This is a genomic window from Nocardiopsis dassonvillei subsp. dassonvillei DSM 43111 (genome assembly GCF_000092985.1).
GTDB lineage: Bacteria > Actinomycetota > Actinomycetes > Streptosporangiales > Streptosporangiaceae > Nocardiopsis > Nocardiopsis dassonvillei.
In genome coordinates this window covers 2,160,552-2,174,478 of the sequence record NC_014210.1, presented here as the reverse complement: position 1 = coordinate 2,174,478, position 13,927 = coordinate 2,160,552, and the positions used below count along the sequence as shown (strand labels likewise).

The following is a 13,927-nucleotide window of genomic DNA, read 5'->3' as shown; positions in this document are numbered from 1 at the left end:
GGGCGCGTGGGGCCGTACACGGCGCGCGAGGCGGCGCGGGATCCGCCCGGGCGTACCGGGGACGGCGGATCACCGCGGCCGAATCACCGGGGCCGGGTCACCAGGGGCTGGGCGTGCCCGTCGGCGGACGCCCTCGGATGGCGACGCGGGGCGGACCGGGTACGGGAAACGACCGCGCCCGGGGGCGCGGGCGGAAGGCCACGGCGCGCACGACGGCTCCGTGCGCCGGGGACGGACCCGGCACGGGTGCGGCCCGGAAAGGCGCTGGAGGCTCAGGCGGCGCCGAGCGGGGAGGGCGGACCCCGCAGGACCCGGGTGTGGCGCAGGTAGGGAAGGAGCGACGGCGGGCGCTCGTCGTTCCACCGCCCGGGGCCGCCCGCCCGGACCGGCGGCGCGGGCGCCCCGGCCAGGACCAGCAGGAGCGGGAGAAGGGTGAGCGCCATGAAGCGCAGGAACGCGAAGAGCGCGTCCTCCCCCCGGTGCAGCCACCACGCGCTGACCAGCGCGGCCAGCACGTGGACGGCGATCATCTGCCACCCCGAAAGGGCGGAGTGGGTGACCGCGTCAGCGGAGTGGGCGCCGTGCGCGCTCTGGTCCCGCCCCGTGTTCTGGGTGTAGCTGAAGGCCACGTGGAGGGCGAGCTGTCCCCACAGCATCCAGCCGACGAGCATCACCGGGCCGTAGCGGCGTCCGGCGGCGGCCCAGGACACGCCGAGGACGGCGGCGCAGCCCAACAGCAGACCCGCGAGGGGGACGTCGTGGCCGGAGCCGAGGGCGTGGCCGTGCGCGGACACGCTCGCGCACACCAGGGTGAACACCCCGGCGCGCAACGGACGGCACGGCTGGCTCTCTGACATCTCCCGCATATCGTCTCACCCCCGCCACGCACCGCCGGAGCGGGACGGTCTTGGCCCTCCGGAGGACGGCGCGCGGCGGCGGATCCCGCCCTGCGGCTGGCGGCCCGGCGGAACGGTCCGGGGTCCGGCACGTCCTCGGTGCGCCTCCGGTGCCATCGCACCGGGCGGGGTCAGGCGGCGGGGCGGCGCGTCGGCGCCCCCGGGGTCAGCGGTCGAGGCAGTCGACGAAGCGGGAGGCCTCGGCCTCGGTCATCCCGGTCTCGCGGGAGACCGTCGTGACGGCGTCGGCCGCGCGGTCCTGGGCGAGCAGCTCCCGGGCCCGGTCGGCGAGGCTCTGACCGGGCGTGGGCTCGACCGGGATCCGGTGGCCCTGCTCGACGGCGTCGACGACGTGCTTGGCCTCGGCCAGTCCCGCGCCGGTGCGCTCGCGCACGAGCTTGATGGCCTCGACCTTGCGGCCCGCCCGCACGAGGGCCTGCGCCTCGTCGACCGTGCCCTGGTCGATCGGCCTTCTCACGGGCTCGGGGCCGAGGAGACGTTCGAAGAAACCGGCCATGGTCGGTGCTGCCTTCCCAGGAGTGCGGAACGGGGCGTCCGCCCCGGCCCCGTAGTGTACGGCCGGGCTTGGGCGTCCACGCCCCGGGCGGGCCCGCCCCCGGCCTCAGCTGTGGTCGGCGTCCAGGTGGGGGAAGTGTCGGCGGATCTCGGGGGCGGTGAGCGTGCGCGGCACGAGTTCCTCCCCCTCGTCCAGGGCGACCACGACGAGGCCGTCGGGCGCGGTCCGCTCACGGCGCAGCGTCGCGGCCACCCCGCGGCAGGCCCGCGCGACGACGTCGGTGTAGCGGTCGTGGACCCGCTCCCAGTGCTCCTCGTCGCACTCCTCGCCCTCCTCGGGGCCGCCGTCCCAGGCCCCGTCGCCGGAGGCGGCCTCGGTCAGGGCCCTGCTCCAGGTCCAGAAGGCCCCGGGGTCGGACCAGTCCGCGTCGAAGTGCTGGTGGGGCCAGTCCGCGGGGTCCCAGCGCAGGTCCCGCTCCGGGCTCGGCGGGTGTTCCCGCTGCCGCCGGTCGGCGGCCAGGTGCTCCTCGAACCACTCCTCGGTGGCGGCGGCGAAGACGGGAAGCATGATCCGGCCGCAGGTCTCGGCGTAGAACAGGTACACCGCCACCGCGTAGACGCGACCGCCCCGCGCCAGGCAGGAGCGCGCGAAGCCCTCCAGTTCCGTGGTGAGGTCGGCCTCGAATCCGTCCCAGTCCATGTCCACGGCGGACCACCTCCGGGGGACGACCCTAGCCCCCCGTCAGACCGGACGGCGCGGTCCCGTCCGTGGTCACCGTGGCGGGGGCGCGACGCGCGGCCCGGTGAGCAGGGCGCGTTCAGCGCGCACCGTGCCACCCGGCGCGGAGACCCCCCACGCGGACATGCGGGAAACCCGGACGGAGCCCAGCCGAAAGCACACGGACAAATCCCTCGCACCGCCGCCCCAAAAAGGAATAGCGATCACCAATCCTGCCGTGGAAAAAGCAGAAAGGCGCCCCGGGGTTACGGCCCCGCGAACCCCGGGAATCCTCGATGTCGCGCATAAGCACCGCATCGCGGGCGGGGTCGGCCCTTCGAACGGGAGCCGCGCCCGCTCCACCGTTTTCCACATCCGGCGGAAACGCGCCCAACGGTTGATCGCCGACCATCGCGCCGAAGCCGAGCAAGCCCGGCAGACGCGACAGAGGGGGAACATTGCCGCAGGACCAGATCCAGGACATCGACGAATTCGTCGCACTGATCGAGAGCTGGTACAGGGAGGATTTCGGGGGCTTCGCCACCATGTACGACGCCGCGATCAGGCACGTGCGGCCGGTCCCCGAAGACGCACCGGAGGAGGTCCGCCACGACTGGCGCGGAAGGACGATCAACGACCTGTGCGACTTCTTCCGCGAGTGGGAGAGGTGGCGGCCGGGTGTCTCCAACGGGCTGGACTACATCGAGAAGTTCAGCTGGATCAGCTACGAGAACGACTACGGCATGGTCTTCCTCACCTCCGGCCCCGGATGCCGGATGACCGCGCTCTTCACGGAGTTGCAGGGGCGCTACATGGACTCCGATGCATCCCTCGGCCTGGTGGACGAGTGGATGAGGGAACTCGGGCCGCGGATGGACGACTACGTCGTCCCGGCCGGCGGCTACAGGAACTTCAACGAGTTCTTCGTCCGCGGGGTCAAACGGGGAAAGCGGCCGGTCGACGCGCCCGGTGACGGGTCCGTGGTGGTCGCTCCGGCCGACTGCGTCGTCAACATGATCGTCGGCGAACTGACCGAGGAGACGCGGATCCCGGTCAAGACGGTCACCATGAACGTCAGGCAGCTGCTCGACGGATCCGACTACGCCAGCAGGTTCGTCGGCGGCACGGCGGTGTCCTGCTTCCTACTGCCCAAGTCGTACCACCGGTACCACTCCCCCGTCGCGGGGCGCGTGGTGGAATCACGCGACGACGTCGGCGGAGTCTACTACGGAATGCGCAATTTCCCCGACATGCTCAACAAGGGCAACATCGGATACGGGTACGACTACAGCATGTTCGAGCATTTCCGCCGGGGCTATCTCGTCATCGCCACGGGCGGGAACGGCAACGGTCTCGTCGGAATGGTCCCCGTCGGCCTGAACTCGATCGCCTCCGTCGAGTTCAGGCAGAAATTCGCCAAAGTGACTCGCGAGGACCCCGTCGACGTGGACAAGGGGGAGGAGATCGGGTGTTTCAAGTACGGCGGTTCGCTGAACATCCTCCTGTTCGAGAAGGGCAGGTTCCCCGCGCTCCAGCTCCTCCAGGGGCAGCGCATCGGGAACTTCGAGGATCCGGAGACGTCGCCGGCGTTCTTCACCGGCTCCTGGCGCACGCCCTCCCGGCGCCTCGGGTCGTGACCGCGCCCACGGCGGAGCCGGGAGGGGCGGGGGGACGGCCCCCAGCCGCGTCGAGGCGCGGGCGGCGCCAGCGAAGGCCGGGGTGATCGGCCGCGCGCGTACCAGCGGAGCCGACGACCGCGACGGGGGCCACCCCGCCACGGCGCGCCGGCCCCCGTCGCGCACCGCCTCGCCGTGATCGCCGGGGACGGGCGACCATAGCGTTCGATTTCCAGCCATTGCAACGCACTGGTGGAGTCCGTTGCATTAGATTCCAAACCATTGCAACAATTTCCCGGCGTTTACCTGCGCATATGGGGATCCCGCATGGAATTTCTATTGCCACAACCATGAACGCAACGTAGCTTTTCCATCATCAGAAACATCGGGCCGTACCAGCGCCGCACCTGAGGAAGGAAAAGCGCCGAACGCCCTCAAGGCCAACGGCACCACCGGACCCGACCTCCGCGCCACCACCCCGGCGGCATCCCCTCCCCCACACCCCGACCGCGTCACCGCTTCGAAGGAGCACACCACCATGTCCCTCACCCCCACCGGGCAGGACCGCCCGGAACTGCACAAGACCATGCGGGAGATCGTCGACTCCGGTTTCGTCGGGATGCAGCTGCGCGTGCACGACGAGCACGGCGAGTGGGTCGGCAGCGCCGGGGCGCGCAGGCTGGGCGAGCCGGAGCGGCCGCCGGTCGACGGGCACTTCCGGATCGGCAGCGCCACCAAGAACTTCGTCGCGACCACGGTGCTCATGCTGGTGGCCGAGGGCAGGATCGGACTGGAGGACCAGGTGGCCGACCACCTGTCCGAGTTCGGGCTGGACCGGCGGATCACGGTGCGGATGCTGCTCCAGCACACCAGCGGGATCTTCAACCACACCGGCGAGCTCTACGAGGACGGGACGTTCGCGCCGGGGGTCGTCTGGGCGGGCCGGGAGTGGGTGGAGGACCGGTTCCGGACCTACCCGCCGCAGGAGCTGGTGAGGCTGGCGCTGTCCAAGCCGTCCCGGTTCGAGCCGGGGACGGACTGGAGCTACGCCAACACCAACTACGTACTGGCCAGGCTGCTGATCGAACGGGTTACCGGCCGCTCGCTCGCCGAGGAGATGCACCGGCTGTTCCTGGGGCCGCTGGGGATGACCGGCACCGTGGTGCCGACCACCGGGACGGAGGTCCCCGAGCCGCACGCCCACGCCTACTACCGGTACGAGGAGGACGGCGGGGAGAAGACGGTGGACGTCACCCGGCAGAACCCCTCCTGGATCTCCAGCGGCGGTGACATGATCTCGACCACCCGGGACCTGCAGACGTACTTCTCCGCGCTGATGGGCGGCAGGCTCCTGCCGACCGAGCTGTTGGCCGAGATGCGCACGCCGGAGGCGAAGGTCGGCTACGGCCTGGGGGTGTTCGTCCAGGAGACGGACGGCGGCACCCTCTTCCACCACAACGGCGGTATCGCGGGCTCGGCGGCGCTGATGTACGCCACGGCCGACGGCGGCAGGATCCTGACCGCCTCGCTGACCTATGTGGACGACGCCGAGCTGTCCCTGGCGCAGACGTTCCAGGAGGCGACGCGGAGGCTCGTCGAGGAGGTGTTCGGCGGCGGGCGGACCGAGGCGGAGGACGAGGCGGCCGAGCAGGACGCCGGAGCGGCGCGGTTGACGGGCTGAGCGGTTCGCAGCCGCGCCCGTCGAGGGCGGACTCCCCGCGGCGCCGCACCGGTCAAAAGGCGGACCGGGGTCGTTCCGCTGTCCGGAGGGCGGCCCCCGTGGCGCCCTCCGGACAGCGGGCGGGGTCCTCAGCCCCGGGCGGGACCGCGCTCGCCCACGTCCTCGCGCAGCTGCTCCAGGGTGTTCTTCAGCAGCCGGGAGACGTGCATCTGGGAGTAGCCCATGCGGTCGGCGATCTCGGTCTGGGTGTGGTCGCCGAAGAAGCGCAGCTTGAGGATCTCGCGCTCGCGCTCGGGCAGACGGGCCAGGGCGGGCTTGAGCGACTCGCGCTGCACGACCCGCTCCAGGCCCTCGTCCTCGCTGCCCAGGTGGTCCTCCAGGCGGGAGCCCTCCTGGCCGTCGGAGTCGGAGGAGTCGGGGGCGTCCAGCGAGAGGGAGCGGTAGGACTCCGAGGCCTGGACCAGCTCGACGACCTCCTCCTCGTCCAGCCCCATCTCCTTGGCGATCTCGGCGTTGGTGGGGACGCGCGCGTGGGTCTGCTGGAAGGTGTTGAGGACCTGGCGCAGCTTGATCCGGTTCTCCTGGTGACGCCTGGGAACCCGGATCGCCCAGGTGTGGTCGCGGAAGTGCCGCTTGATCTCACCGGTGACCGTGGGCATCAGGTAGGAGATGAAGGGCTTGCCGCGGTCGGGCCGGTAGCCGCGGATGGCCTTGACCAGGCCGACCATGGCGGTCTGCTTGAGGTCCTCCAACGGCTCACCTCGGCCGTTGTAGCGGCGGGCGAGCTTGTTGACCAGCGGCTGGTAGCGGACCACGACCTCCTCGCGCAGCCTGACCGCGCGCGGGTCGTCGTCGTCCAGACCGTGGAGTTCGGCGAGGAGTTCCTCGGCCGGGATCTCCTTAACCGGCGAGGACGTGCGCGTCCTGGGGACGAGGGTCGTGTGGTCGGTGTCGGCCTGCGACACGGTGTCCTTGTTCAACGTGGTGGACAAGAGGAAACCCCCGGTGCTCTGGTCCTGTGTGCTCCTGTCTGTCTGCCTCGGCAGACACCGGTGCGCTGACCCGTTCGCGACCGCGGTTCGGGTGCCGCGGCCCGGCGGGCGGCGCCGGTGCGACCACTACTGTTCCCACAGAAACGACTTCAAAAGCCGCAGAGCGAATTTTTTGTTGTCACACGACAAATAACCACGTCAGAGCCCCTCTGCCAACCCGAACGGGGTGCGTGCGAGGCCGCCGCGCCCGCGGGTCGCGCCCCCGCGCCGCGAACCGGCGACCGCCCCCTTCCCACCCGGCGGGCGGAGGACGTGACGTCCTCCGCCCGCCGCGCCCGGTGGCGGTCGTCAGTCGAGGAGGGCCGTCGCCTCGACCTCGACGAGCACGTCGGGTTCGAAGAGGTAGTCCACGCCGATGAGCGACGAGGGCGGCAGCGGCGTCGGCAGACCGATCTCCTCGGCCACCTCGGCGACCCCCGCCATGAAGGCGTCGATCTTGCCGGGCTCCCACGCCGTGACGTAGAAGGTCAGCCGCAGGACGTCGTCGAACGTCGCTCCCGCCCCGGCCAGGCCCGCCGCGGTGTTGCGCAGCACCTGGGCCACCTGCCCGGCGAGGTCGCCCGGGGCCACCGGGGTCGCGTCGGCGCGGCGGGCGACCTGTCCGCTGACGTGCACGTGGCGCGTACCGGTGCCGACCGCGACGTGGTGGTACGGGGTGGGCTGCATCATGCCCTCGGGGGTGAAACGCTGAACGGCCATCGCCTGTGTCCTCGCTACTGGTACCGACTTGGTCTAACGTTGATACCTGGTATCAAAAGGAAACTTCAACGAAACCAGGTGTCATGACGGATACCGGGCAGGCAGCCCACGACGACATCGGCATCACCGCGCCGCACCGCGAGCTCCTCAACCAGATCCTGGACAAGTGGTCGATGGAGGTGCTCAACGTGCTCTGCGAGCGCCCCTCGCGCTTCAACGAACTGCGCCGCGCGATCCCCTCGGTGACCCAGAAGTCGCTCACCGCGACCCTGCGCCGCCTCGAACGCAACGGCATCGTGCACCGCGCGGTGGTCGGCTCGCGGCCGGTCGCCGTCGAGTACCGGATCACCCCGCTGGGCAAGACGCTCCGGCACCCGGTGGACGTGCTGCTCGACTGGATCTCGGCGCACACGCCCGAGATCGAGCGGGCACGCGAGCGCTTCGACCTCGAACAGGACGGCGGCTGACACCCGGGGCGGCCGGTGCCGGAAGGGCACGCCGCCGGGGCGGGTGCGGACGCGCGCGGGACGGTACCGCCCGTGCCGCCGCGCCTCGATGGGCCGGGCCCGGGGCGGCGCCGGTACGGGACCCGGGGACGCCTCAGTTCCCCCGCGCCAGGTGGTCGAGTCCGCACGCCGTCCCGCTCATCGCCTTGACCACGGCCATGGTCCGGTTGGTGCAGTCGAGCTTGGTCAGGACCTGCGCGACGTTGCGTTTGGCCCCGTGCAGGGAGATCCGCAGCTGGGCGGCGATCTCCTTGTTCTCCAGCCCGCGCGCCATGAGGGCCAGCGTCTGGCGTTCGCGTTCGGTCAGGCGGGTGGCCGGGCCCGGCACGCCGTGCAGGCGCCGCCCGTGGGCGGCGGCCCGGTCGACCAGACCGGGGGAAAGGTAGACGCGGCCCCGTTCGAGCTGCCAGAAGGCGAAGTGCAGGTCGGCCGGGGACAGCTCGTCCACCGAGACCAGGGCGTCCGTGCCGGTCTCGTTGAGCGGGCACCCCGGTGAACGGTCGGACGCCGACAGCACGGACAGGTGTTTGCCCCGTGCCCCCCGGGCCGCCTCGCGCAGGGCCGCCGTGTCCTCGGCGCCGGACCGGCGGACGTGGAAGACGAAGTCCCATCCGCGCCGGCCCAGGTGCGCGATGGCCTCGGCGGGACAGTCGAAGTGGGCCAGGACGCCCGCGGTGCAGTCCATGGAGCGCAGCGCGCGCAGGGTGGCCTCGGTACTGGGCGAGTCGGGCCCGACCACCATGGTCTCGTGCTCGCGGTCGCACAGGGGGATCAGGGGCGGGCCGTTCTCCGGGGCGCAGGGAACGGGAAGCTGGTCGACGTGCTCATGGGTGGAGGTCATAACGGCTCCTCGTGCTTGCCGGTCGGATGGGAGGGCGGGGCGGGAACGCTGGCCGTCACCGCGCGGTGTCGCGGCTCGCGCGCGACGGCCGCGGGGAGGGTCCGGGTTCGGAGTCGGCCGGTCCGGTCTCGTCCGCCCGGGTTCCGCACAGTCCGGCCCGGGCCTTGAGGACCATCTCCTGGAACTCGGCTTCGGGGTCGGAGTCCAGGACGATGGCGCCCCCCGCTCCCACGGTCATCCGGCCGTCGGCGACCACCGCCGTGCGGATGACGATGTTCAGGTCGGCCGCCCCGCTCAGGGCGAAGTACCCCAGCGAGCCCGAGTAAACTCCGCGGGCCCGTCCCTCCAGGCGTTCGATGATCTCCATCGTGCGGAGTTTGGGGGCGCCGGTCATCGATCCGCCGGGGAAGCAGGCGCGTGCCGCCCCGACGGCCCCCACCCCCGGCCTGAGCCTGCCCTCGACCGTGCTGACGAGCTGGTGCACGGAGGTGTAGGACTCGACCTGCATGTAGCGGGGGACGCTCACCCCGCCCACCTCGCACACGCGTCCCAGGTCATTGCGGACCAGGTCCACGATCATGAGGTTCTCCGCGCGCGTCTTGGGGTCCCGCGCCAGGGACGCGCGCAGCCGGGCGTCGGCGGCCGGATCGGGGTGGCGCGGCGCGGTCCCCTTCATCGGCTTGGACTCGGCGGTGCCGTCCTCGCCCACCCGCAGGAAGCGCTCCGGTGACGAGCACAGCACGCTCGCGGGCCCCGCGCGGAGGAAGGCCCCGTAGGGGGCCGGATTGGCCCGGCGCATCCGCAGGTAGGTCTCCAACGGGTCGCCCGAGCAGGGGAGGCTGACCTCGTTGGTCAGGCAGATCTCGTAGCTCTCCCCCGCCCTGAGCTCCTCCAGGCAGGAGTGCACGTCCGCCAGGTACCCCGCGCGCCGACGCCTCAGGAACGGCGTCGGCTCCACCGGGTCCGGGGCCGCGGGGGCGGGCCGGGAGTGCCGCACGCCTCCCTCCGCCAGCGCCTGGACGCTGTCCAGCCACTGGTCGGCCGCCTCCACCGAGGCGGGCAGGTCGCGGCAGGAGGCCAGCAGCCAGGTGGCGCCGTCCCGGTGGTCGACGGCCACGGTCCTGGTGGCCGACATCCACAGCGCGTCCGGGGTGTGCGCGGTGTGGCGGTTGGGGGACCCGCAGTCCGCCTTGGCCTCGTAGCCCATGTAGCCCACGTAACCGCCGTTGAAGTCGAAGGGCAGCTCGCGCGGGGAGGGGGTGCGCGCGGCGGACAGGCGCGCCTCCAGCAGGTCGAAGACCGACCCCTCCTCGGTGTGCCTCGGGGCGCCCTCCCCGTCGCCGACGCGCAGGCGGCCCGCACCGGCGTCGTAGGTCAGGACCTCGGCGTCCGGCCCCGACGGCGCCCCGAGGAAGGAGAAGCGGGAGAACCCCTCGACCAGGCGGCTGCTGTCGAGCCAGTAGGCGTACGGCAGGTCCGCGAACAGGAGGCGGAAGAGGTACTCGGCCTCCGGCGCGCGCTCCAGCCGCCGCCACCGCAGCAGCCAGGGCGTCCGGGGGCGGGTCTCCGGGGAGGGCGCGCGCCGCACCGCGGGGTCGGCGGCCCTCCCCTTCCCGAGCGCCGATCCGCCGCGCGCCGTGGGGCGGGCCAGTGAGAAGAAGTTCCCCACCAGCCGGGCTCCGTGCTCGGTGGCGACCGACTCCGGGTGGAACTGCACCCCCCACCACGCGCGCCGGGGGTCGCTGACGCCCATGACGACGCCGTCCTCGGTCCGGGCGTCCACGTCGAGGTGCTCCTTGACCCCGTCCGGCAGGCACAGGGAGTGGTAGCGCACCGCCGGGAACCCCTGGGGGAGGCCGGTGAACAGGTTGCGGCCGTTGTGCAGGACGCACTCGACCGCGCCGTGCCTGGGTCGGGGCGAGGGGACGACGGGGCTGCCCGCCAGCCAGCCGAGGGCCTGGTGGCCCAGGCACACGCCGAGCACGGGCGCGCGTGTGCGGGTCAGGAACGCGGAGGCGTGTCCGAGGTCGGAGGGCCGGTCCGGGCGCCCCGGGCCGGGTGAGACCACCACGGCGTCGGGGTCGGGACCGGAGCCCAGGAGCCGCGGGTCGTCGTTGCGGCACACCTCGGGTTCGACCCCGGTCGTGGCCGCTATCAGCTGGAAGAGGTTGTAGGTGTAGGAGTCGTAGTTGTCGATGAGCAACGTGTGCATGGCTCTCCGAGCCGTTCTCACTGCTTACGGGAGTGGGGCGGGGCCCGCCGGCGGCGAGCCGGGGGCGCTCCGCGCGGGGTCGTGCCGGGAGGCGGCCGCCAGGGAGGCCCGGAGCTGGAACCGGCGGAGTTTGCCCGTGGGCGTCCTCGGCAGGTCGGGCACCAGGCGCACGCTCCGGGGCACCTTGTAGGGGGCGACCCGTCCGCGCAGACCGTCGATGAGTTCGCTCTCCAGCGTCTCGGCTGAGTCCGCGGAGGAGGCCGGGACCACGAAGGCGTGCAGGCGGGTGGCCCCCCGCTCGTCGGGCAGGCTGGTCACCGCCGCCTCCCGCACCCGGGGGTCGGACCGCAGCAGGTCCTCCACCTCCACGGGCGAGAAGGTGATGCCGCCGACCATCTCCAGGTCGTCGGTCCGGCCCCGGTGCACCAGGTCCCCGGACGGGAGCGCGGTCACCAGGTCGCCTGTGCGCAGCCAGCCGTCCTCGGGCAGGGTCCGCCGCGTGTCCTCGGGGAGGTTGAGGTAGCCCTGCATCAGGGTGGGCCCCGTGACGTGGAGTTCGCCGGTGCCGCCCGGGGCCACGGGGGCGCCGTCGCGGTCCAGCACCCGGACGCGGAACCCGGGCAGGACGCGGCCCACGGTGCCGGGCACGTCGCGCGAGACGGTGTTGGAGCAGAAGCCGTGCCCGGCCTCGGTCGATCCCAGCTGTTCCAGGAGGGGCACTCCGAGCAGGCCGCGCGCCCGCTCCCCCAGGTCGGGCGCCAGCCGCTCCCCCGCCGACACGGCCAGGCGCAGGCTGGCGAGGTCGGCGGGCGAGGCCTCGCGCACCAGGTTGGCGTAGAAGGAGGGCACCCCGTAGAGCAGGGTGACACCGTGCCGCGCCACCAGGCCGGCGACCTCGGCGGCCCCGGGCCGCCCGGCGGTGTACACCGCGGCCGAGCCCGACAGCAGCGGGAAGACGAAGGCGTTGCCGAAGCCGTAGGCGAAGAACATCTTCGACACCGACAGGGTCACGTCCGTCGGCCCCACGTCCGCCACGGGACGCCCCACCAGTTCCATGTACGAGGCGGGGTCGGCGCACCGGTGCACGACCCCCTTGGGCTGTCCGGTGGTCCCGGAGGTGTACTGCACGTACAGCGGGGCGTCCGGGCCCGTCGGCACGGGAGGGGCGGGGGCGCGGGTCGCGCCCTCCGCCAGGAGGGCGGCGCCGGTGAGCGCGGGCGCGTCCGGGAACCGCTCGTGCAGGTGTTCCTCGGCCAGGACGAGCACGGGAGCGCAGTCCGAGGCCATGTAGCGGTGTTCGCGCCCGGACAGGTCGGGGTTGACCGTGACCGCCACGGCCCCGATCCGCGCGCAGGCGAGGAAGGACACCACCCACGCCGCACCGTCCGGCAGGGCCAGCAGCACGTGGTCGCCCGGTCCGACCCCGCGCCCGGCCAGGACCGCGGCGCAGCGGGCGGCGGTCGCGTGCACCTGGCCGTGCGTCCAGACCGCGCCGTCCTCCAGGCAGGCGGGGCGGTCGCGCCATCCGCGCTCCCCGCACAGGCGGGACAGGTCGTGGGCGAGGTTCAACACGTGCGCGCCCGGGTGTGCGCGGCCTCGGGCCCGGGCGCGGCGAACAGCGCACGCGTCCCGGAGCCGCGGTAGGCGGTGGCCACGAGCGCGCCGTCCACACGGCCCAGCGGCCACCAACCGCCCGCCAACAGGGATTCCAGGCCCTCCCGGTCGGGGTCGCCGCACAGGGCGGGCCCCACCAGTCGGCAGGCGAGCCAGAGCAGGGCGCCGGAGACGGCGTGGGCGTCCACGTCCTCGTCGTCCGCGGGGTCCAGACAGGGCGTGCACAGGAGCATGGTCATGTGCAGTGCCAGTTCCAGGTCGGCGCCGCGTCCGGCGTCGAGCAGACGAGTCCGGGCGCGGTCGCTGCGTCCCTCCACACCGGCGACCCACGCGGGGTCGACCCGGTCCGCCAGGCTCAGCGCCTCCGCCAGGCCGACCGCCCGGGCCCTCCCGGCGACGGGGACCGCCCTACCCCCGCACAGGCCGCGGAGCAGCGCACCGACCCGGGGGCCGCCCGCGCCCAGCAGGGCTTCGGTGTCCTCGGGGGGACGGTTCAGTTCATAGAGCCGTTCCATGTCTGCTTCACCTCGGGAAAGACCAGGTTCAGATCGTCCTCGACGATGGACCGGGCGCGCTCGGAGAAGATCCGCCGGCACTCGTCGTTGGTCAGCCGCTTGATCCCCCAGCGGCGGAACCGTGCGTTGTTGGGCGAGTCGCTGCGCCCGAAGAAGGTCATCGTGACCGGGACCATGCCGTCCACGACGCGCTGCATCTCCCCGCGCCGGGCGGGGTCACGGGCCAGCCTGCGCGAGCCGTCACGCCCGAGGCGCACGTGGAAGCGCTCCTCGGGCATCAGGGAGACGCACAGGTCGCGCAGCGGCCGGTAGGAGCAGGAGCACAGGTCCTCCATCAGGACGATCTCGGCGAGGTCGATCAGCGCCTTGGACAGGACGTACTCCGGCCAACTGGACAGCTCCTCCTCGAACACCGTCAGGGGCGGACGCGTGTAGGGGTCCTCCAGGGAGAGCGCGGCGGCCAGTTTGTTGAACTGCAGGTGGTGGCCGTACTCCTCCATCGCCATCCGGCAGGCCAGCCACTTGTCCTTGGCGGTGGGCGCGTGCGCGATGGAGGGCTCGTCGAACGCGGCCGCTCCGGCCCTCTCGTTGCGCACGTGGCTGTTGATGATCTTTCCGAGGCACTCGACGTATTCGTCTCCGAGCGCGAATGCCTCCTCGGGCCCCCCGATCTCACCGGGCTCTGGGACCGGAGGTTTTTCTCTATATGAGGAAATGATCGCAGGCACCTCCCTGGTGCACTCTGGGTCGACCATAATTCAATATATGAAGACTCTGTTCAGGCGCAAGTGCCCATATGGCTACCAAGGTTTGCATAAATTAGGCATGCCTTCCCTTGCTTCTCGTCCGCCGTTTGCCCGGAACTATAGGATTGGCCCTTCCGTTTCACTTCTTTGGGTCGCTTTCCCTACTCTGAGTGACGAAAAGGAAAGCGGTTTCGCCCATCCCACCGGAACGGCCCCGCCGATCGCGGCACCGCCGTCGGGCGCCCGCCCCGGGGGTCGCCGCGCAGGTCATCGCACCCGCGGACGCGTCCGCCGCGGCTCCGGCGGCTCAGCACG

The 13,927-nt window shown here is 72.2% G+C and carries 13 protein-coding genes; 3 read left to right on the top strand and 10 right to left on the bottom strand.

Annotated features, from left to right (window positions below; genetic code table 11):
• Positions 1 to 272: 272 nt before the first annotated feature.
• The 3 genes from NDAS_RS08815 to NDAS_RS08805 form a co-directional block, all read right to left on the bottom strand.
• Positions 273 to 866, bottom strand: a complete 594-nt coding sequence (locus NDAS_RS08815; RefSeq protein WP_013152810.1) for a hypothetical protein — start codon at positions 864 to 866, stop codon at positions 273 to 275.
• 196 nt (positions 867 to 1,062) lie between these two features.
• A complete protein-coding gene (locus tag NDAS_RS08810) occupies positions 1,063 to 1,413 on the bottom strand; it encodes a ribosomal protein L7/L12 (protein ID WP_013152809.1) in 351 nt (116 codons plus the stop codon).
• A 105-nt stretch (positions 1,414 to 1,518) separates the two neighbouring features.
• Entirely contained in the window at positions 1,519 to 2,112 is a 594-nt protein-coding gene (locus NDAS_RS08805; RefSeq protein WP_210745731.1) for a DUF4303 domain-containing protein, read from the bottom strand.
• A 476-nt stretch (positions 2,113 to 2,588) separates the two neighbouring features.
• On the opposite strand from NDAS_RS08805, the gene NDAS_RS08800 reads away from it, so the two are divergent.
• Both NDAS_RS08800 and NDAS_RS08795 read left to right on the top strand, forming a co-directional pair.
• Positions 2,589 to 3,767 carry a phosphatidylserine decarboxylase gene (locus NDAS_RS08800; protein WP_013152807.1) on the top strand — a complete coding sequence of 393 codons (1,179 nt, stop codon included), beginning with the start codon at positions 2,589 to 2,591 and terminating at the stop codon, positions 3,765 to 3,767.
• 517 nt (positions 3,768 to 4,284) lie between these two features.
• Positions 4,285 to 5,427, top strand: a complete 1,143-nt coding sequence (locus tag NDAS_RS08795; RefSeq protein WP_013152806.1) for a serine hydrolase domain-containing protein — start codon at positions 4,285 to 4,287, stop codon at positions 5,425 to 5,427.
• A 128-nt stretch (positions 5,428 to 5,555) separates the two neighbouring features.
• Here NDAS_RS08795 and NDAS_RS08790 read toward each other — a convergent pair whose 3' ends face one another.
• Entirely contained in the window at positions 5,556 to 6,419 is an 864-nt protein-coding gene (locus NDAS_RS08790; protein WP_013152805.1) for a SigB/SigF/SigG family RNA polymerase sigma factor, read from the bottom strand.
• A 348-nt stretch (positions 6,420 to 6,767) separates the two neighbouring features.
• Positions 6,768 to 7,178 (bottom strand): RidA family protein, encoded by a 411-nt coding sequence (locus NDAS_RS08780; protein WP_013152804.1) that lies wholly within the window; start codon positions 7,176 to 7,178, stop codon positions 6,768 to 6,770.
• 83 nt (positions 7,179 to 7,261) lie between these two features.
• On the opposite strand from NDAS_RS08780, the gene NDAS_RS08775 reads away from it, so the two are divergent.
• Positions 7,262 to 7,645 (top strand): winged helix-turn-helix transcriptional regulator, encoded by a 384-nt coding sequence (locus NDAS_RS08775; protein ID WP_013152803.1) that lies wholly within the window; start codon positions 7,262 to 7,264, stop codon positions 7,643 to 7,645.
• A gap of 133 nt (positions 7,646 to 7,778) precedes the next feature.
• On the opposite strand, the gene NDAS_RS08770 is transcribed toward NDAS_RS08775, so the two are convergent.
• Genes NDAS_RS08770 through NDAS_RS08750 form a run of 5 tightly spaced genes read right to left on the bottom strand, consistent with a single transcriptional unit; the run spans position 7,779 to position 13,594 of the window.
• On the bottom strand, positions 7,779 to 8,525 hold the full coding sequence (locus NDAS_RS08770; RefSeq protein WP_013152802.1) for a helix-turn-helix transcriptional regulator: 747 nt from the start codon (positions 8,523 to 8,525) through the stop codon (positions 7,779 to 7,781).
• Positions 8,526 to 8,580: 55 nt separating this feature from the next.
• A complete protein-coding gene (pabB, locus tag NDAS_RS08765; protein WP_013152801.1) occupies positions 8,581 to 10,737 on the bottom strand; it encodes an aminodeoxychorismate synthase component I in 2,157 nt (718 codons plus the stop codon).
• 24 nt (positions 10,738 to 10,761) lie between these two features.
• Positions 10,762 to 12,309, bottom strand: coding sequence for an AMP-binding protein (locus NDAS_RS08760; protein ID WP_232051655.1), 1,548 nt, complete (start codon positions 12,307 to 12,309; stop codon positions 10,762 to 10,764).
• Positions 12,303 to 12,866, bottom strand: coding sequence for a hypothetical protein (locus tag NDAS_RS08755; protein ID WP_013152799.1), 564 nt, complete (start codon positions 12,864 to 12,866; stop codon positions 12,303 to 12,305). Before NDAS_RS08755 ends, NDAS_RS08760 begins: the two co-directional genes overlap by 7 nt.
• The gene (locus NDAS_RS08750) at positions 12,845 to 13,594 is read right to left on the bottom strand and encodes a Phenylacetic acid catabolic protein (protein WP_232051654.1); all 750 of its coding nucleotides are present in this window, start codon (positions 13,592 to 13,594) and stop codon (positions 12,845 to 12,847) included. The genes NDAS_RS08755 and NDAS_RS08750 overlap by 22 nt, the downstream gene beginning before the upstream one ends.
• Positions 13,595 to 13,927: the final 333 nt, after the last annotated feature.

Excerpts from the sequence above, each read along its gene's own strand:
- NDAS_RS08795 (WP_013152806.1), top strand. The coding sequence starts at position 4,285 with ATGTCCCTCACCCCCACCGGGCAGGACCGCCCGGAACTGCACAAGACC.
- NDAS_RS08770 (WP_013152802.1), bottom strand. The coding sequence starts at position 8,525 with ATGACCTCCACCCATGAGCACGTCGACCAGCTTCCCGTTCCCTGCGCC.
- NDAS_RS08815 (WP_013152810.1), bottom strand. The coding sequence starts at position 866 with ATGCGGGAGATGTCAGAGAGCCAGCCGTGCCGTCCGTTGCGCGCCGGG.
- NDAS_RS08755 (WP_013152799.1), bottom strand. The coding sequence starts at position 12,866 with ATGGAACGGCTCTATGAACTGAACCGTCCCCCCGAGGACACCGAAGCC.
- NDAS_RS08810 (WP_013152809.1), bottom strand. The coding sequence starts at position 1,413 with ATGGCCGGTTTCTTCGAACGTCTCCTCGGCCCCGAGCCCGTGAGAAGG.
- NDAS_RS08780 (WP_013152804.1), bottom strand. The coding sequence starts at position 7,178 with ATGGCCGTTCAGCGTTTCACCCCCGAGGGCATGATGCAGCCCACCCCG.
- NDAS_RS08805 (WP_210745731.1), bottom strand. The coding sequence starts at position 2,112 with ATGGACTGGGACGGATTCGAGGCCGACCTCACCACGGAACTGGAGGGC.
- pabB (WP_013152801.1), bottom strand. The coding sequence starts at position 10,737 with ATGCACACGTTGCTCATCGACAACTACGACTCCTACACCTACAACCTC.
- NDAS_RS08775 (WP_013152803.1), top strand. The coding sequence starts at position 7,262 with ATGACGGATACCGGGCAGGCAGCCCACGACGACATCGGCATCACCGCG.